This is a genomic window from Tenacibaculum finnmarkense (genome assembly GCF_900239185.1).
Taxonomy (GTDB): Bacteria; Bacteroidota; Bacteroidia; order Flavobacteriales; family Flavobacteriaceae; genus Polaribacter; species Polaribacter finnmarkensis.
On record NZ_OENA01000090.1, the window covers coordinates 25,310 to 44,314 of the forward strand.

General features: G+C 32.4%; 16 protein-coding genes. 4 read left to right on the plus strand and 12 right to left on the minus strand.

Features of this window, described 5'->3' with window-relative positions; translation table 11 throughout:
- Both AQ1689_RS10595 and tpx read right to left on the minus strand, forming a co-directional pair.
- Entirely contained in the window at positions 1 to 381 is a 381-nt protein-coding gene (locus tag AQ1689_RS10595; RefSeq protein WP_101914480.1) for a diacylglycerol kinase family protein, read from the minus strand.
- Between the two features lie 5 nt (positions 382 to 386).
- Positions 387 to 884, minus strand: coding sequence for a thiol peroxidase (tpx, locus tag AQ1689_RS10600; RefSeq protein ID WP_101914481.1), 498 nt, complete (start codon positions 882 to 884; stop codon positions 387 to 389).
- 111 nt (positions 885 to 995) lie between these two features.
- Here tpx and AQ1689_RS10605 point away from each other — a divergent pair, with 111 nt between their 5' ends.
- Together AQ1689_RS10605 and AQ1689_RS10610 are read left to right on the plus strand one after the other, a co-directional pair.
- Entirely contained in the window at positions 996 to 2,390 is a 1,395-nt protein-coding gene (locus AQ1689_RS10605; protein ID WP_180947582.1) for an MATE family efflux transporter, read from the plus strand.
- A gap of 21 nt (positions 2,391 to 2,411) precedes the next feature.
- Entirely contained in the window at positions 2,412 to 2,636 is a 225-nt protein-coding gene (locus AQ1689_RS10610) for a hypothetical protein (RefSeq protein WP_058885356.1), read from the plus strand.
- A gap of 747 nt (positions 2,637 to 3,383) precedes the next feature.
- On the opposite strand, the gene AQ1689_RS10615 is transcribed toward AQ1689_RS10610, so the two are convergent.
- From AQ1689_RS10615 to AQ1689_RS10630, 4 genes are read right to left on the minus strand one after another with little or no spacing between them, the layout of a single operon-like run.
- Complete coding sequence (locus AQ1689_RS10615; RefSeq protein ID WP_101956063.1) at positions 3,384 to 5,591, minus strand: endonuclease MutS2; 2,208 nt, start codon at positions 5,589 to 5,591, stop codon at positions 3,384 to 3,386.
- A gap of 15 nt (positions 5,592 to 5,606) precedes the next feature.
- On the minus strand, positions 5,607 to 6,758 hold the full coding sequence (locus tag AQ1689_RS10620; protein ID WP_101914485.1) for an alpha-hydroxy acid oxidase: 1,152 nt from the start codon (positions 6,756 to 6,758) through the stop codon (positions 5,607 to 5,609).
- A 25-nt stretch (positions 6,759 to 6,783) separates the two neighbouring features.
- On the minus strand, positions 6,784 to 8,523 hold the full coding sequence (locus tag AQ1689_RS10625) for an L-lactate permease (RefSeq protein ID WP_101914486.1): 1,740 nt from the start codon (positions 8,521 to 8,523) through the stop codon (positions 6,784 to 6,786).
- A gap of 26 nt (positions 8,524 to 8,549) precedes the next feature.
- Positions 8,550 to 9,779, minus strand: a complete 1,230-nt coding sequence (locus AQ1689_RS10630) for a hypothetical protein (protein ID WP_101956064.1) — start codon at positions 9,777 to 9,779, stop codon at positions 8,550 to 8,552.
- Between the two features lie 51 nt (positions 9,780 to 9,830).
- On the opposite strand from AQ1689_RS10630, the gene ung reads away from it, so the two are divergent.
- Positions 9,831 to 10,496 (plus strand): uracil-DNA glycosylase, encoded by a 666-nt coding sequence (gene ung, locus AQ1689_RS10635; protein WP_101956065.1) that lies wholly within the window; start codon positions 9,831 to 9,833, stop codon positions 10,494 to 10,496.
- On the opposite strand, the gene AQ1689_RS10640 is transcribed toward ung, so the two are convergent.
- The 6 genes from AQ1689_RS10640 to AQ1689_RS10665 all read right to left on the minus strand — a co-directional run bounded on the left by AQ1689_RS10640 (position 10,483) and on the right by AQ1689_RS10665 (position 17,357).
- Positions 10,483 to 11,502, minus strand: a complete 1,020-nt coding sequence (locus tag AQ1689_RS10640; protein WP_101956066.1) for a glycosyltransferase family protein — start codon at positions 11,500 to 11,502, stop codon at positions 10,483 to 10,485. The genes ung and AQ1689_RS10640 overlap by 14 nt on opposite strands.
- A 5-nt stretch (positions 11,503 to 11,507) precedes the next feature.
- Positions 11,508 to 12,380 carry a UDP-2,3-diacylglucosamine diphosphatase gene (locus AQ1689_RS10645; protein WP_101956067.1) on the minus strand — a complete coding sequence of 291 codons (873 nt, stop codon included), beginning with the start codon at positions 12,378 to 12,380 and terminating at the stop codon, positions 11,508 to 11,510.
- Positions 12,381 to 12,586: 206 nt separating this feature from the next.
- Positions 12,587 to 15,943 carry a preprotein translocase subunit SecA gene (gene secA / locus AQ1689_RS10650; protein WP_101956068.1) on the minus strand — a complete coding sequence of 1,119 codons (3,357 nt, stop codon included), beginning with the start codon at positions 15,941 to 15,943 and terminating at the stop codon, positions 12,587 to 12,589.
- Positions 15,944 to 16,072: 129 nt separating this feature from the next.
- Complete coding sequence (locus tag AQ1689_RS10655; RefSeq protein WP_058885346.1) at positions 16,073 to 16,294, minus strand: DUF2795 domain-containing protein; 222 nt, start codon at positions 16,292 to 16,294, stop codon at positions 16,073 to 16,075.
- Positions 16,295 to 16,360: 66 nt separating this feature from the next.
- The gene (locus AQ1689_RS10660) at positions 16,361 to 16,933 is read right to left on the minus strand and encodes a cob(I)yrinic acid a,c-diamide adenosyltransferase (RefSeq protein ID WP_058885345.1); all 573 of its coding nucleotides are present in this window, start codon (positions 16,931 to 16,933) and stop codon (positions 16,361 to 16,363) included.
- 16 nt (positions 16,934 to 16,949) lie between these two features.
- Positions 16,950 to 17,357 carry an acyl-CoA thioesterase gene (locus AQ1689_RS10665; protein WP_101914492.1) on the minus strand — a complete coding sequence of 136 codons (408 nt, stop codon included), beginning with the start codon at positions 17,355 to 17,357 and terminating at the stop codon, positions 16,950 to 16,952.
- A 181-nt stretch (positions 17,358 to 17,538) separates the two neighbouring features.
- Here AQ1689_RS10665 and dnaA point away from each other — a divergent pair, with 181 nt between their 5' ends.
- Positions 17,539 to 18,963 (plus strand): chromosomal replication initiator protein DnaA, encoded by a 1,425-nt coding sequence (dnaA, locus tag AQ1689_RS10670; RefSeq protein WP_058885343.1) that lies wholly within the window; start codon positions 17,539 to 17,541, stop codon positions 18,961 to 18,963.
- Positions 18,964 to 19,005: the final 42 nt, after the last annotated feature.

Below are 19,005 nucleotides of genomic sequence, written 5' to 3' on the forward strand. Positions count from 1 at the left end.
CTACAATATAGCTATTATTTTAGGAAGGTAAATTATGCCAGCAATAATCAGTGCTGTTAGTGCTGCAAAAGCAGGAGCACCCGCGGCAATATCTTTTATAAAACCTATTCTTTCATGATAATCGGGGTGTATAAAGTCAGCAATTTTTTCAACAGCAGTATTTAAAGCCTCTGCAACTAAAACCATACCGATTATTAAAAATTGAAACAGCCATTGTGTTTCTGACAGGTTAAAATACCAGCCCAAACAAGTAGCTAAAATACCCAAAAAAACTTGCGCTTTAATACTGTCTTCTGTTGTAATTAAAAGCCACATTCCTTTAAAAGCGAAGGTTACGCTACGTAACCTTCCTTTTATAAAACCATCGTTAGGATTTTTCATAAATATTATAAACTATTTAAAGCTGCTTGATAATTTGGCTGATCAGCAATTTCGCTTACTTGCTCTGTGTAAGTAACAGTTCCATTTTGGTCAATAATAACGATAGCGCGAGAATGTAAACCTGCTAAAGGACCATTTTCTATTTCTAATCCGTAATCTTTACCAAAACTTCCTGTTGAAAAATCAGATAACATAAGTACGTTTTCAATGCCTTCAGCTCCGCAAAAACGACCTTGAGCAAAAGGTAAATCTCTAGAAATACATAAAACTTTGGTGTTTTCTAAATCGGCTAATTTTTTATTAAATTCTCTTACAGAAGTAGCACAAGTTCCTGTATCGACACTAGGGAAGATGTTTAAAATTAATCTGCTACCTGAAAAATCTGCTAATTTTTTAATAGATAAATCGTTTGCCACTAAAGCGAAATCAGTTGCTTTACTACCAATTTCTGGTAAATTTCCTGTGGTATTTATTGGGTTTCCTTGTAGTGTTATTGAAGCCATTTTTTGTGTGTTTTTAGAAAACCAAAGATAATTAAATTAATTAAAAAATGAAGAAGATAAAGACCTAGCGTATTAAAAAAGTTATCTTCGCGCTTTGAAATAATATAAGATTTGAATTTACAACAATATACATCAGAATTTAAATATAATTGGCAACTTGCTGCTCCTGTAATGCTCGGAATGTTAGGGCATACTTTTGTGAGTTTTGTTGATAATATAATGGTAGGGCAATTAGGAACGGCTGAATTAGCGGCAGTTTCTTTAGGAAACAGTTTTATGTTTATTGCCATGTCATTAGGAATTGGTTTTTCAACCGCAATAACCCCATTAATTGCTTCGGCAGATTCTTCTAATAATTTTAAAGAAGCAAAATCAGTATTTAAACACGGTTTGTTTTTATGTACCGTAATTGGAATTTTGATGTTTTTATTGGTGTTTTTTTCAAAGCCATTAATGTATTTAATGAAACAGCCAGTTGAGGTTGTAAAATTAGCCATTCCGTATTTAGATTTGGTTGCTTTTTCATTAATTCCAATGATTGTTTTTCAGGCGTTTAAGCAATTTAGTGATGGTTTGTCCATGACACGTTACCCAATGTACGCTACTATTTTAGGAAATGTTTTAAACGTAATTTTAAATTATTTATTAATTTTCGGGAAGTTTGGTTTTCCAGAAATGGGAATTGTAGGAGCAGCTTACGGAACATTATTCTCTAGGTTTGTAATGGTTTTACACCTTTGGTGGATGCTAACTCAAAAAGAACGCTCTAAGAAATTTGTAACAAATATTAAATTTTTTGTGCTAGATAAATTAATGCTTCGAAAAATAATTAATTTAGGTGCGCCAAGTGCCATGCAAATGTTTTTTGAAGTAGGTATTTTCACCGCAGCTATTTGGTTGAGTGGTTTATTAGGACGAAATGCACAGGCAGCAAATCAGATTGCTTTAAATTTATCATCGATGACCTTTATGGTTGCAATGGGATTAAGCGTTGCTTCGATGATTCGGGTAGGAAATCAAAAAGGCTTGCAAAAATTTGTAGATTTACGAAGAATTGCCTTTTCAATTTTTTTACTAGGGATTCTTTTGGCGATTGTTTTTGCAACATTATTTTACATATTTCATAAGTCGTTACCAAATTTATATATAGATTTAAGCGATGTCGAAAACTATGCTGACAATATGGAAGTAATGAAAACTGCTGCAAATTTACTAATAGCTGCTGCAATTTTTCAAATATCAGACAGTATTCAAGTAGTTGTTTTAGGCGCTTTACGAGGTTTGCAAGACGTTAAAATACCTACAATAATTACCTTTATATCGTATTGGATGGTTGGTTTTCCGATTAGTTATTTTTTAGGAACAGCAGAAACCTACGGAAGTTTTGGAATTTGGTTAGGATTATTAGCAGGTTTAACCACGGCATCTATTTTACTATTTATTCGATTTAATAGATTAACATTAAAATTAATTAAAGAAAATCCCGAAATTGTTGGGGATAAATAAAATATTAATACTACATTTTTTATGGAATTACCTAAGTTTTTATTAGCAGATAACAGCAATCACCCAGAAGACGTTTTCGTTTTACATACCGAATATCCACGTTTTTTAATCAATTTAAAAGATGATGAAGTAGAGTGGTTTGAAGATTTATCAGGAGAAATGGAAGAAGATATAACAACAGAACTTGCCGATTTAATGGATAAAGCAGGAGAGTTTTATGATAAAGAAATGGAAGGATTAGAGTAGTTTTTTTGAAAAAATCAGAAAAAAGCGTATAATATTTATTGTACGCTTTTTTTATTTTTTAAAAAATATTTTTCTTTAGAGCCTGTTTAAATTTCATCTAAAAACAGTTTTATATTATAAAACAAGAAATTGAATTTGTCAAACTAGAAGAGTTTCGCATCCTGATTTCTCATAGTTGTGCAATGCTGAAATAAATAGACCTCACAGGTTTTAAAAACCTGTGAGGTCTGAGAAGTTTAACTAAAACATTTATTTAATTTTTAAACAGGCTATAAACCGTTCTATAACATTTTCTGTAATATTTTTGTAAAATGTATCGGTAAGTATTTTTTTCATTTTTCAGTCACTTTTTTTGATTTAACTAAACGTTTTAAGCAAATGTAGTTCCATAAAAATAATAGTACAGCTACTGGTATCGAAAATATAATAGCAGCTATAAAAATAAATGTAGCTCCTTTTAATATTGCTGAAATTATAGTATCTGTTGATAATTTTAATGAAATAGCTATAAATATACAGCTAAATAATAAGTTGATTAAATACATACAGATACAAACTAAACTTATTTTTAGTTTAGTTTGTAATGTAGTTTTTTGAAATACTTGAATATAGCCATACGAATGAATGAGTATAGCAAAAAGGGTAATTATTAGATGATAAATAAATGGAATTTCACCTAAATAAATTAATATTGATATATTTCCTATCACTATATTTAAAAATAGATAGCTAATATATAACGTTAAATTATTTTTTAGCACGCTCAACCAATTCTAATTGTTCTAACTTTGCCTTGGTGGTAAAAATTCCATAATTTATAAAAACGGTTTTCTTTTCAATTTTATCAATCGTACCTACTGAATTACCATCAATTAAACGCACTCTATCATTTATTTTATAAACGTAGGCTGCTTTTTCAAGAGCTATTTTTTTGGCTTCTTCTTTTTTCTGTTCTCTAATTTTTATAACTTTTTGAAGCACTTCTTTTTCTGTTTTTTTGATGGCTTCTTTTTGTTTCTGATCTATAATTTTATCTTGTTTCTTTTCATCTTTTGATAGTTTTTTAAGCGGTCCTTTTTTGATGCGTTTCGTGTTTTCGATAGCAACCCATTTAAAAAACTCAGTTGATAATTCTTTTTTATTATTTGTTTGAAAATACTTATTTAACAGTTCGTTAGTTTTTCTTCCTAAAGAAAGCATTCGCTGATTATTATCGTATAATTCTTGAAAACCAGAAAGCTTACTTTGCATTTTTTCTTCCTTTTCCTGTAAACTATCAATATGTTCTTGTCCTTTCGATTTTTGTTTAACTAAGCTGTCAGAGGTTTTTTGCAAACGATTTCGTTCTTTCTGAAGATTAGAAATTGTTTTATCTAAACGAATTTTTTCAGTTTCAACCCTCTTTTTTGCCCTGTTGATAATGCTATACGGAATTCCATTTTTTTGCGCTACTTCAAAAGTAAATGAACTACCTGCTTGCCCGATAAATAATTTATACAACGGCTCTAAAGTACGCTCGTCAAACTGCATGTTTGCGTTGGTAACATTGTCTAATTCGTTGGCTAAAACCTTTAAATTAGCATAATGTGTAGTAATAATCCCGAAGGCTTTTCGTTCATAAAACTCTTCCAAGAAAATTTCAGCCAAAGCACCTCCTAATTCAGGGTCAGAACCGGTACCAAATTCATCAATTAAAAACAAGGTGTTGTCGTTACATTTCTTTAAAAATGAACGCATATTTTTTAAGCGATAACTATAAGTACTCAATTGGTTTTCTATGGATTGATTATCGCCTATATCAGTTAAAATAGTGTTGAATAACGTTGTTTCACTGCGTTCATGCACAGGAATTAACAAACCACTTTGTAGCATTAATTGCAATAAACCAATGGTTTTTAAAGTAATACTTTTTCCACCGGCATTCGGTCCTGAAATAACAATAATTTGCTGTTTTTCATCTAATCGAATGGTTTGCGCAAAAGTTTCTTTATTTTGATCCTTATTTTTTTTCCATAAAACAGGATGAAAAGCATCTTTGAAAAACACTTTTTTATCCTTGGTTATTTTAGGTAATAATCCATTAATGCTTTTGGCATATTTAGCTTTTGCACCTACCGAATCTAAATGTGTTAAAAATACCAAATACTCCTCTAATAAAGAAGTATAAGGATGAATTTTACTAGCTAAAGCTCTTAATATTTTAACAACTTCTTGCTTTTCTTCGTAAATTAAATTTTGCAATTCACGGCTATACGCTAAGGTTGCTTCAGGAGCAATATACACAATTGCTCCTGTTTTTGAAGACCCTAATAAACTCCCTTTTACCTTACGGCGATGCATAGCACTAACGGCTAAAACACGCTGATCATCAATAACGGTTTCTTTAATATCATCTAAATAACCGCTCGAAATATTTCTTATTAAAGCATGCGAAAAGCTTTCTGATATTTTCCCACGAATGTTATTGACTTCTTTTCTGATTTGTTTTAAAACAGGCGATGCGTTGTCTGATACAGTACCGTGAGCAGTAATTATTTCTTTAATGCTGTCTGAAATAAAAGTGGTAAATTGTATTTTATCACTTAAAGAAAATAGCGTAGGGTAGTAGGTTTGAAATTTTTTCAAGAACTTTTTTTGTTCATTGACTGTTTCGGTAACCGTAGCAACTCTTAAAAATGCTTCGGTTTCTAAAAAACTATTCTCAATAGCTAAACGACTTGTTTCTTGGGTGATATCTTCAAAAAAATGATTAGGAAGCCTGTTTTCGTTTTCAAAAGAAGCGAGGTATTCGTTTACTAAATTTAATTCGAAAAATAACTTTCTTTTATTAGCAATAGGCTGTATTTCAAGCGTTTTTTCTTTCCCTAAATTGGTAATACAATGTGCTGCAACTTGTTCTAAAACAGTTGTGAATTCTAAATCTTGAAGCGTTTTATCTGAAATATTGTGAATCAAAAAAGTAGTGTTTTTTTATTTTTTTATTAAAAAATTAGGTAAATCTTCCACTTTTTCACAACAAATTTGTTCCATTACTTGTTGAAATTCTCTTTTAAGAATAGCAGCTACTTGATCGCCTCCTTTTTTTCCTAAAGCTCCTGTTCCATACATAAAAGGACGCCCAAGAAATGTGAAATCAGCTCCTGAAGCCATAACTCTAGCAACATCAGGACCAGTACGCATACCGCCATCCATCATTATTTGTATTTGTCCTTTGAATTTTTTAACAATAGGATGTAGTGTTTTTATACTAGAAGGTCCGGCGTCTAATTGTCGTCCTCCGTGGTTTGAAACGATAATACCATCAATACCTAAATCAACTGCTTTTTGAGCATCTTGACAACTAGCAATTCCTTTGATGATTATTTTCCCGTCCCATTTGTCTTGAATTCTTTTAATTTTATCAACATTCAATCTTCCTGAAAAAGTAGCATCCATAAAAGAACCTAACTGCTGTAAATCCATCCCTTTAGGCATGTATTTTTCCATGGTATCAAAAGAAGGAATCCCGTTCATTAATGTTTCAAAAGCCCATTGAGGTTTTCTCATTACTTCTATAATGTTTCTTAACATCATTTTAGGAGGCATTCCTAATCCGTTATAAATATCTTTAGGACGGTATCCGAAGGTAGGTACATCTGCTAGTAAAACTAACACATTACAACCATTATCTTTGGCTCTTTTTAAAATATCATCAGTAATAGTATTATCCGCAGGATGGTATAATTGATACCAGAAATTACCATTGGTTATTTTAGCGGCTTTTTCAATACTTAAAGTGGTTACCGTACTTAGCATAAAAGGAATGTTGTGGTCTACCGATGTTTTTGCTAAAATTTCAGCGGTTTTAGGCCACATTAATGACTGTAAACCAACAGGGCAAATACCAATAGGCGCATCATATTCGTGCCCAAACAACACTTTTTTAGTGCTTGAACCTACGTGTTTATTTAAATATTGAGGCATCAATTCGATGTCTCTAATTTCTTTGGTGTTTTTATAGACGTTTAAATCATCATTACAACCTTCAGTTAAGTATTCATAAGAAAACTTAGGCATTCTTTTTTTCGATTTTACACGAAGATGTTCTATTGACGGATAATTGGTATTTATATTAAAAGACATTGTTTTGTTTGTTTTTTTAAAAATATTATTTTACAGCAGGCACAACAACTAAAGGATCTGTAATTCCTAAAAGGTATATCATAATAACACCTATAACTCCTGCAAAAATTACGTAATATAATGTAGGGATTATTGTTTTTCTTAAAATATCACCTTCTTTACCTAAAAGCCCAACAGTTGCCGAAGCAGCTACAATATTGTGTATTGCAATCATGTTTCCTGCGGCAGCACCTACAGCTTGTAAGGCTACTAAAATAGCGCCTGAAACACCTAACGACATGGCTGTTGAAAATTGAAATTGAGAAAGCATCATGTTACTTACCGTATTACTTCCTGCAATAAAAGCACCCATCGCTCCAATAGTAGGGGCAAATATAGGATATACTTTTCCTACATTATCGGCAACAAATTCTGCCATGGCAATTGGCATACTAGCAATATTTAAATCGTTAACTCCTGAGTTAATTAAAATTCGAACCATCGGAACGGTAAATACTAAAACAAACCCTGCGCTAATTAAAGTTTTGGTCGATTCTCCAATAGCACTCGATAATTGTTTTGGTTTCATACCGTGTATAAAATAGGTTAAAATAACCACCAAGACCATAATTCCTCCAGGTAAATATAAAGGAGAAAAACTTCCATTAATACCTTCTTGATTTAAAATGTTTTTAAAATTAATGTTGATATATTTTAAAACACTACCAATTCCTAATTCAGGGATTCTACTTAAAACTAAAAGTACAGCAACTAATAAATAAGGAAGCCACGCTTTTGTTAAAGACATCTTAGATGCTTTAATATCATCAGTTAAAGTATCTACTTTTTCTTGTAAGTTTCCTAACCATTCGCTAGGCCATAAAGAACTTTCAGGAAAATCCCACTGTTTTTTTGGTGTTAAAAAATTATTTTTAGCTGCTAAAACTACAATTGGTAAACCAACTAAAGCACCTATAATAGATGGGAATTCAGCTCCTAAATAAACACCTGTTAGAGCGTAAGGAATAGTAAATGCCAATCCTGATAAAATAGCGAAAGGTAAAATTTCAAGCCCTTCTTTCCATGATTTGTTTTTTCCAAAAAAGCGGGTCATCATAACACACATAAATAACGGAATAAATGTTCCTACAATGGCATGTGTAATGGCTACTTCTGAAATAATAGTTTGTAAAAAAATATCCCAAGAACTTCCGTTTTCGGCTAATTGCTGTCCTATTGTTTGATGATCTAAACCACCTTTAACACCAATTAATACCGGTGTTCCTACTGCTCCAAAAGAAACAGGCGTGCTTTGAATCATCATTCCAATAGTTATGGCTGCCATTGCAGGAAACCCTAAACCAACTAAAAGCGGTGCACATATTGCCGCTGGAGTTCCAAAACCTGAAGCGCCTTCTATAAAACAGCCAAATAACCAAGCAATGATAATTACTTGAATTCGTCTGTCGGGGCTAACGTTAATAAACCCTTCTCGAATAGCTTTTATGGCGCCTGAGTTTTTAAGAGTATTTAAAAGTAAAATAGCACCGAAAACAATCCAAAGGATAGAGGCGGTGTAAATTAAACCTTGTAAGGTTGATGCAAAAACTCTTTCTACAGGAACTTGCCATGCAAATAAAGCGATTAATGCCACTAAAAGATAAATAATAGGCATGGTTTTTTTTGCAGACCAACGCAGACCAACTAATAAAATAGCGGAGACTAAAATTGGTGAAAAGGCTAATAATGCTTGTATAAAAATGCTGTCTTTGATAAAATCACCCATATATTAATGTTGTATTATATTTTTAATTAAAATAAAATTTGCGCCTGAAGTGTTACTAAATTAGTAGTAGTATTGGCAAAGTTATTATCTTTTTGATACTCAATAGAAAGCTTCGAATTATGCCCGCTTAAAAAAACGTTTGCACCTATTTTTGTCGAATTATATTCGGTGTTTTGCAAGGCATCGGCAGTTCTGTACGAATGTGCTACAAATGGCTGTACTCTAAATTTATTGTTTTTACTAGGGATTAAATAACCAACATGCCCATAAACCATGTTTCCAGAAGCATAAGGACCAAAATTATAGTTGCTACCGTAATCGTTATTTTGATATTGCGCATAAGCCGATATCGCGCCATTATAAAGTGGTGCGTCATAGTAAGCATCTACTGAAAAAATATTAACATCATGCCCAATATTGCTATTCGCCGCATTTTTAGAGACGACTCCATTAGGGTGCGCAAAAAAACCTGCACCGATATTAAATACTTTTTTTGCCCCAAGATACGTTCCTGCCATGTATGGAAGTAACGATTTTTCTTGGTCAAGAAAATTATAGTCAAAATATCCCGAAAAAGTTTTACCGGCATCTCTTGAACCTAATACTTTATTGCCTTGATATCTGATAGAATTTGCGACTAATTCGGCTTTATCTAAGGTAGAAATAGTAGCTTCGTTAACACTAAAACGATAGTTAACTCTGTCTAAAGATCCTTTGATAAAAACACCTAATTGCCTAGCAAACTGATCGGCAAGACCAACGGTAGCCCACGATGAACGATTGTTCGATAAGGTAACCATATTGGTTGACGATTGATTGTTTAGCCTTGAAATTCCGTTGTAATAATGAAGCCCACCACCTAAGTATAAATGTTCTCCAAATACTTTGTACTGAAGGTAGGCATCATGAAGAAATAACTGAGACGATTCGCCTTTTCCAACAGGGCTTAATCCTTTGTTGTTAAATGAATTAAGCCCTAAGTGAAACAGTACTAGAAAATCTTTGTTAATTTGTGAAAACGCAATTAATCGAGCCCTTCGTAATTGAAAAGAGGTTTTAGAAACATCGCTAGGTACGTCATTATTGTATTTTGCTTGAACTTGTAAGAAACTGATAAATCGTAAATATTTATCGCCTTTTTGGTCAAATTTAATTTTAAATCCTCCTTTATAATCTGGAGACATTTGCCCGAAACTAATTCCTATGGAAAGTAGTAGTAAGGCTATTGTAGCCTTGGTTTTTTTTATTTTTAACATATTTGTAAAAATAACATTTTTTTATAATATTTGAAAGAAATTTAAAAAATTATGAATGATACAATACTACCCATCGATTGGCAAAATATTTTAAAGCCAGAATTCGAAAAAACATATTTTAAAAAACTAACTAATTTTGTTGATAAAGAGTTTATTGAAAATACTTGTTATCCTAAAAAAGAAAATATATTTAAAGCTTTTAATGATTGTTCTTTTGATGCTTTAAAAGTGGTTATTATTGGGCAAGATCCATATCATGGAATAGGGCAGGGGAATGGTTTGTGTTTTTCGGTAAATCAAGGAGTAAAGCATCCGCCATCATTGGTGAATATTTTTAAAGAACTCGCTACAGATTTGCAAGTATCAACGCCTGTTTCTGGCGATTTATCGCATTGGGCAACTCAAGGGGTTTTGTTGTTAAACGCTACATTAACCGTTAGAGAAGGCGAGGCAGGGAGCCATCAAAAACAAGGTTGGGAACAATTTACCGATGCTGTTATTCAAAAAATATCCGAAGAAAAACAAGGTGTTGTGTTTTTACTTTGGGGGAAATTTGCCGAAAAGAAAGGCAGTATTATAAATACAGAAAAACATCCTATTTTTAAAGCACCGCATCCATCTCCTTTAGGAGCTTGGCGAGGTTGGTTTGGAAGTAAACACTTTTCAAAAACCAATACATTTTTGAAAAGTGTAAACCAAAATCCTATAAAATGGTAGTTGCTATGGGGAAATCGACCTGACGATAGTAGGGTGAAATAATTGTTTCTAAAATATTTTTAGTGGTATCGGGGTAGTTTACTTTACTATTTTGCTGGGTGTGTACCCAGTGAGTAATTTTAGCGACCTGTTTTTTGTTAAAAGTCTTTAAAACAGGTATGCCCATTTCTTTTAAAGCGATGGCATTGCATTGTTGCTCATATTGATTTTTCATAGGGATTACCAGTAGCTTTTTTTGTAAAAATAAGGCTTCGGCAGGTGTTTCAAAGCCTGCGCCACACATAACCCCTTTGCTTGAACTGATACTTTTAATAAAACTATCGCCGTTTATTGGTTTGATGATAATGTTATTTTTAATGATGTTTTTTTGTGTGTGTTTCGAAAATACTTCCCACTTAATATTTTCAATTTTAGAGAGTACTTTAAGTATTTTTTTATCACTATAAGCAGGTAGGTAAACGGTATAGTGTCCTTTATTAATAATCGGTGTATTTCTTATTTTTTTACGAATAATAGGGGTGAAAATATCTGAAGAATAGGCTTTAAAATGAAATCCGAATTTTGTTTTTATAGGCGCGTAGTATTTTAAAATTAAACGCTCAAAACGAAATTTCCCGTATTTTGGTGCTTTTTTATCTAAAACAGCGCTTTGATGACTCAATGATATAATAGGGCTGTTTTTTAGCTTTGCAGCCCACGAAGTAATAGGTTCAAAATCATTGATGATTAAATCATATTGAGCAATAGGAACGGCGTTAATTTCTTTAAATAAATTGCTGATTTTCGCCTGTTTTATGGTTTGCCAAATGTTAATTCCGCCATTTTTTCCAAAGATAAAACTCAATCCGTAATACTTGTATTTAACCTCAAAAGGAAGTGCTAATTCACATTGATATCCGCTTGTTAAAACATCAACATCTGCTATTTCTTTTAAGTAAGGGATTATTTCAATAGCTCTGCTTGCGTGTCCGTTTCCTGTGCCTTGAAAAGCGTATAATATTTTCATAGAAATTATTTTTTTAGGATATTAAATTCTTCTAAAAGCTCATCAAAAAGTTTACTGTTGCTGCTTTCAGCACTTTTAAAATCAGTATGATTTGTCTCTAAATCAGTAGGTATGTTTTTAGCAATTTCATCTTTTTCATAGTCATATAACGACCATTTTTGATCAACATATTCTAGGGCAGTTAAGTTTTCAATCCAATCGCCAGAATTTAAATAAGTAGTTTGACCATTTTCGTTTTTTATCAATTTTATTTCAGGCTGATGTATATGCCCACATACCACATAATCATAGCCGTTAGAAATGGCAATATCAGAAGCCGTAGTTTCAAAATTATTGATAAATTTTACAGCGCCTTTAACACTGTTTTTTATCTTTTTAGAAAAAGATAATTTTCCATAACCTAGTTTATTACTAAACCAATTTGCGGCAATATTTATCAGTATTAAAGTATCATAACCAATACTGCCTAGTTTTGCCAACCATTTAGAATGTTGCATAGTAACGTCAAATACATCACCATGAAAAAACCAGCCTTTTTTGCCGTCAATATCTAAAACAACTTTGTTGACTATTTCGAAACTACCAAGTCGAAATCCTTTAAATTTACGAAGCATTTCATCATGATTTCCTGTAATATAGTACACCTTGGTATCCGAAGTTATATACGACATGAGTTGCTTTATAATTTTCATGTGGGATTTAGGAAAGTAACTTTTCTTAAATTGCCAAATGTCAATAATATCGCCATTTAAAATTAAAATCTTTGGTGCTACAGTTTTTAAATAATTATGAAGTTCTTTTGCTTTACATCCATAAGTACCTAAATGAACATCAGAAATAACAACAATATCTAATTTTCGTTTCTTGTTTTTTATCATTTTAAAAAGTATCCTAATGTATTTATACAAACATACTTTTCAAATGTGTTTTAATCTTAAGCAAATTGTGAAGTATTCGCAGTCAAATCTTTAAACAAAGGTAAACGCTGTGTATTACTAATGTAAATATTTAGAATGTAAAAAAGACGTAAAAACATGGTTTTAGCCAAGTATTTACGTCTTTTAAAGCGTGTATTAAAGGTTATTTATTTTTGATAAACCACCCATTTCCCTGATTCTAATAAAGGGATTGCTTGTTTGTATTTTAATTCTTTTTCTTCACCAGACATCACATTTTTGATGGTAACTTTTTCGTTACGCCCAACCTTTGGTTCTTCACGAACAATCGTTTCGGTAATAGGTTGTTCTTCTTGCGTTTGCTGATTACGAGCATTACTCATTGCTTGTTGCGAAGAGTTTTGAACCTCGTCTTTATGGGTGTCAAATTGCTGAATTTCTTGGTGTTCAGGAGCTTCCGATACTTGATCGGCATCTTGGCTAGGTAAATGTCCTTTAAATAAGAAAGATAACACTTCTTTATTGATGACATCAACAGTAGCTTGAAATAATTCAAAAGCTTCAAATTTGTACACTAATAAAGGATCTTTTTGTTCGTAGGTAGCATTTTGAACGGTTTGTTTTAATTCGTCCATTTTACGTAAATGATCCTTCCAGTTTTCATCAATAATAGATAACGTGATGTTCTTTTCAAAATCGTTTACTAATGATTTTCCTTCCGACTCATAAGCTTCCTTTAAATCGGTAACCACCTGTACTGTTTTAGCGCCATCGGTAAAAGGAACTACAATGCGTTCGTAGCGATCTCCTTCGGTTTCAAAAACATTTTTAATAACAGGAAAGGCAGTATGTGCATGTCTTTCGGTGTCTTTTTTATAATGAGCAGAAACAATTGCATACAATTTATCAGTTAATTCTTCTTCGTTGAATTTTTTAAATTCTTCTTCAGAAAAAGGAGAAGTCATTGCCGAAAAACGAATTAATTCAAACTCAAAATTCGTGTAATTATGACTCGCTTTATTTTGCTTTACAATTGAACTACAAGTGTCATAAATCATGATTGCAATGTCGATTTGTAAACGCTGCCCATCTAAGGCATGACGACGACGTTTGTAAATAAACTCACGTTGTGCGTTCATAATATCATCGTATTCTAATAAACGCTTACGAATACCAAAGTTATTTTCTTCTACTTTTTTCTGCGCTCTTTCAATAGATTTTGAAATCATAGAATGTTGAATTACTTCCCCATCTTTTAATCCCATTCTGTCCATCATTTTGGCAATTCTATCAGAACCAAATAAACGCATTAAATTATCATCCAAAGCAACATAAAATTGCGTCGAACCAACATCTCCCTGACGACCCGCACGACCACGTAACTGACGGTCAACACGACGAGAATCATGACGTTCTGTACCAACAATAGCCAAACCACCATTATCTTTTACTTCTTTTGATAATTTAATATCCGTACCACGACCCGCCATGTTTGTAGCAATCGTTACAATTCCTGCATTACCAGCTTGTGCAACTACATCGGCTTCACGTTTGTGTAATTTTGCGTTTAATATATTATGAGGAATTTTACGCATTTGTAACATTCTTCCTAATAATTCTGATATTTCTACAGATGTTGTTCCAATAAGAACCGGACGACCTGCGTTCGATAATTTTACAACATCTTCAATAACAGCGTTGTATTTTTCACGGGTAGTTTTGTAAACTAAATCTTCTTTATCATCTCTTTGGATAGGTCTGTTTGTTGGAATTTCAACAACATCTAATTTATAAATTTCCCAAAACTCTCCAGATTCTGTAATCGCCGTACCTGTCATTCCAGATAATTTGCGATACATTCTAAAGTAATTCTGTAAAGTAACCGTTGCAAAAGTTTGCGTAGCATCTTCAATGTTTACGTTTTCTTTAGCTTCTAGTGCTTGGTGTAATCCGTCAGAGTAGCGACGACCGTCCATAATACGACCCGTTTGCTCATCAACAATCATTACTTTATTTTCCATAACCACATATTCCACATCTTTTTCAAAAACAGTATATGCTTTTAAAAGTTGATTCATCGTATGGATACGTTCGCTTTTTACGCTAAAATCACGGTATAATTCTTCTTTTTTATTGGCTTTATCTTCAACAGAATCTTCACTTTTGTCAATTTGACCTACAATAACACTAATGTCAGGTAAAACGAAAAAGGTGTTATTTTGTGTTTTTTCTGATAAATGATTAATTCCTTTATCAGTTAAATCAATTTGATTGTTTTTTTCTTCCACAGTAAACCATAATTCGTTATCTACCTCAGGCATTAACTTATTATTGTCTTGCATGTAAAAGTTTTCGGTTTTTTGAAGAATTTGTTTAATTCCTTCTGTAGATAAAAACTTAATTAATGCTTTGTTTTTAGGAAGCCCTCTATAAACTCTAAATAATAAGAAACCACCTTCTTTTTCGTCACCAGCTTTTAATAAACGTCTTGCTTCTGCTAAAACTCCTACTAAATATTTGTTTTGTAATGAAACTAAATCGGCAACCAAAGGTTTTAATTCGTTAAACTCATGACGATCTCCTTGAGCCACAGGACCTGATATAATTAAAGGTGTACGAGCATCATCAATTAAAACAGAATCTACTTCATCAATAATAGCGTAGTTAGGCGCTCTTTGTACTAAATCATCTTTAGAAGATGCCATGTTATCACGTAAATAATCGAAACCGAATTCGTTATTTGTTCCGTAGGTAATATCGGCGTTATAAGCGTTTCTACGTTCTTCTGAATTTGGCTGATGAAAATCTACACAATCTGTAGATAATCCGTGGAATTCAAAAATTGGAGCCATCCAAGCTCTATCTCGTTTTGCTAAGTAATCATTTACAGTTACTACGTGTACACCGTTACCAGTTAAGGCATTTAAATAAACGGGTAGAGTAGATACTAATGTTTTACCTTCACCTGTCATCATTTCGGCAATTTTACCTTGATGTAAAACAGAACCACCAATTAATTGTACGTCATAATGTACCATGTCCCAGGCAACTTCTTTACCAGCGGCATCCCATGAACTCGCCCAAAAAGCTTTATCTTCTTGTAAGGTAACATGTGCTCTGGTTGCTGATAATTCTCTATCAAAAGCAGATGCGGTAACTTCTACGGCATCATTTTCGGTAAAACGTTTTGCAGTTTCTTTAACTAAAGCAAAAGCTTCAGGCATAATTTCTAGTAAAACAGCTTCCGATTTTTCGTAGGCTTGGTCTTTTAACTTGTCAATTTGAGCATATATTTCTTCCTGACGGTCAATATCAGCAGTTAATGCTTCTGTTTCTAAAGTCGCGATTGTATCTGTAAAAGATTTTGTAGCTTCTTTAATTTTTGATTTAAATTCGATAGTCTTTGTTCGCAATCCATCATTGGATAAACTATTGAATGATTTTTCAAAGTATTGTACTTTCTCAACAATTGGTTGTAAAAGTTTTAAGTCTTTTTGTTGTTTATCACCAACAAAAATTTTAAGAATCGAATTTAAAACGCTCATTTTTAAAATATTATTAGGTAGCTTTTTAACGTTTGGTTAATAGAGCTAGTTATATGTTTATATTTAAAGTAGGTATTAGTATGTAAAAAAAAAACCTCTTAATAGAGGCTTTTTTTTGGGTCGGTATTCTTAGTATTCCTCTTCGTTCCAAAGATAATCTTCTTCGGTCGGATAGTCAGGCCAAATTTCAATTATTGAGTCGTAAGAATCACCTTCGTCTTCAATATCTTGTAAGTTTTCAACCACTTCTAAAGGCGCTCCGGTACGAATAGCATAATCAATTAATTCGTCTTTCGTTGCAGGCCAAGGTGCATCTGCTAAATAAGAAGCTAGTTCAAGTGTCCAATACATTTTTTATCTGTTTAAGTAAGATTATCACAAACATAAATTTTTATTTGTAATAAGCCAAGTGTTTTTTTATAGTTTTTCAGGAGTCCATTTAACCTCCGTGATGTTTAAATTTTTATTCAATTTTCGTGCCACTACAAATAAATAGTCAGAAAGTCGGTTTAAATAACGTAAAATACTAGCATCAACCGTTTCTTCAGCGTTTAATGCTACCACAAAACGTTCTGCTCTACGACAAACACAGCGAGCTATGTGACAAAATGACACAGTTTCGTGTCCGCCTGGTAATATGAAATGAGTCATTTGTGGTAAATGGGCGTTCATGGCATCAATTTCATCTTCTAAAAAAACAATAGAAGCATCTGTTATCTTATAAATATTTAAGCGCTCTTTACCATTTTTTAAGGTTTCTTTTTCAGGGGGTGTGGCAAGCATTGCGCCTAGGGTAAATAAATCGCCTTGAATTTTAAGCAAGCTTTTTTTAATAGTTTGATCGGTTGTTTTATCGCCAATTAAACCGATATAAGAATTTAATTCGTCAACCGTTCCGTAGCTTTCAATACGCAAATGATGTTTAGGTACACGTGTTCCTCCAAATAATGCTGTACTGCCTTTGTCGCCAGTTTTAGTGTATATTTTCATAAATAGTAGTGGTTTTTTATATGGTTTGTAAACTTAAGGCTTCTAAAATATAGTCAGGGCAGCGCATCGGTTTTTTTGTTTTCATATTGATAAAAGCCAAAACAGTACTTCCTGTACAGATTAATTGCTTGTTTTGATTGGTAATTTCATACTCAAATTCAATTTTAACAGCAGGTGTTTTTTTAATACTTGTTGTAATGCTTAATTCATCATCATACAGTGCCGATTTTTTAAAATTACATAATAATGAAATGACAGGCAACATAACACCGTTTTCCTCCATAAATTTATAAGTAACTCCTGAAGAGCGTAATAATTCGGTGCGGCCTATTTCAAAATACTGTGCATAATTACCATAATATACAACGCCCATCTGATCTGTTTCGGCATAACGAACACGAACTGTGGTTTTATTTTTTTTCAAAGTATCTTTTGTTTTAAATTTACAGGAACGTTACGTATAAAATAATTAAGAAGCAATAGGTACTGAATTTTTTTATCCTAAATTTTATTCACATTTTTGCACTCTCGTACCAAGGCGAAATCCTCTTAGCCCTTACAAAAGAATAAAAATTAACAACTAAAATTGTTTTTAACCCAAATAAATGACTAAAACTGCTGATTCAGTTTGGAAGGAATGCTTATCTTTTATTAAAGATAACATTAAACACCAAGCATATAAAACTTGGTTTGAGCCAATTAAACCTGTTAAATTAGCTGAAGAAGCTCTTACAGTTCAAGTGCCTAGTAAATTTTTTTACGAATGGCTAGAAGAGCATTATATTAAGTTGTTAAGAGTTGCTTTGGTTAAAGAATTAGGTGCCGATGCTAGGTTAATTTATGATGTACGATTAGAAAACACCTATAGCAGTAACAGCCCTCAAATAGTTAAAATACCGAGTTCAAATCGGAAAGCGGTAAAATCGCCTAAAACTACTGTGCCAACAGAGTCAAAAAGAGAGTTGAAAAATCCTTTTGTGATTCCTGGTTTACAGAAAGTTAAAATAGAATCGCAATTAAACCCGAACTATAATTTTATCAATTATATAGAAGGCGATGCTAATAGGTTGGCACGTTCTGCGGGTATGGCTGTGGCTAATAAACCTGGAGGAACGTCGTTTAATCCGTTATTGGTTTACGGTCCTGTTGGGCTAGGAAAAACACATTTAGTACAAGCAATTGGGGTTGAGGTAAAAGATAAATATCCTGATAAAACCGTTTTATATATTTCTTCGGAAAAATTCACCCAGCAATTTATTGATTCGGTAAAATCGAACACTAGAAACGATTTTATTCATTTTTATGAAATGGTCGATGTATTAATTATTGATGATATTCAATTTTTATCTGGTAAAACAGGTACGCAAGAAGTGTTTTTTCATATTTTTAATCATTTACATCAAAATGGAAAACAGGTAATTTTAACTTCGGATAAAGCCCCTGTAGATATGCAAGATATTGAATTGCGTTTATTGTCTCGTTTTAAATGGGGATTATCAGCCGAATTACAAGCACCTTCTTTTGAAACTCGTGTTTCGATACTTCATAATAAATTGTATCAAGATGGTGTTGAAATGCCTGAAGATGTAATTGAATATATCGCCAAAAATGTAAAGGCGAATGTTCGTGAATTAGAAGGGGTTATTATTTCGATGATTGCCCAAGCATCATTTAATAAAAGAGATTTTACTGTTAGCTTAGCAAGGGAAATTGTTGATAAATTTGTAAAAACAACCCAGCGAGAAATATCAATTGATTATATTCAAAGAGTTGTTGCTAAATATTTTGAAATGGATGTAGCTATGTTACAGTCTAAAACTCGTAAAAGACATATTGTTCAGGCGCGTCAATTAGCCATGTTTTTTGCAAAGCGTTTAACAAAGTTATCATTAGCGAGTATTGGAAGTCAAATAGGTAAAAGAGATCATGCTACGGTATTACATGCCTGTAAAACTGTTGATAATTTAACAGAAACAGATAAGAAATTTAAAAAATATGTAGAGGAATTAACCGCTAAATTAACTTTTTAATAAAGCGATTCATGTTAAAATATTTCTTCAAAATAGGCAATT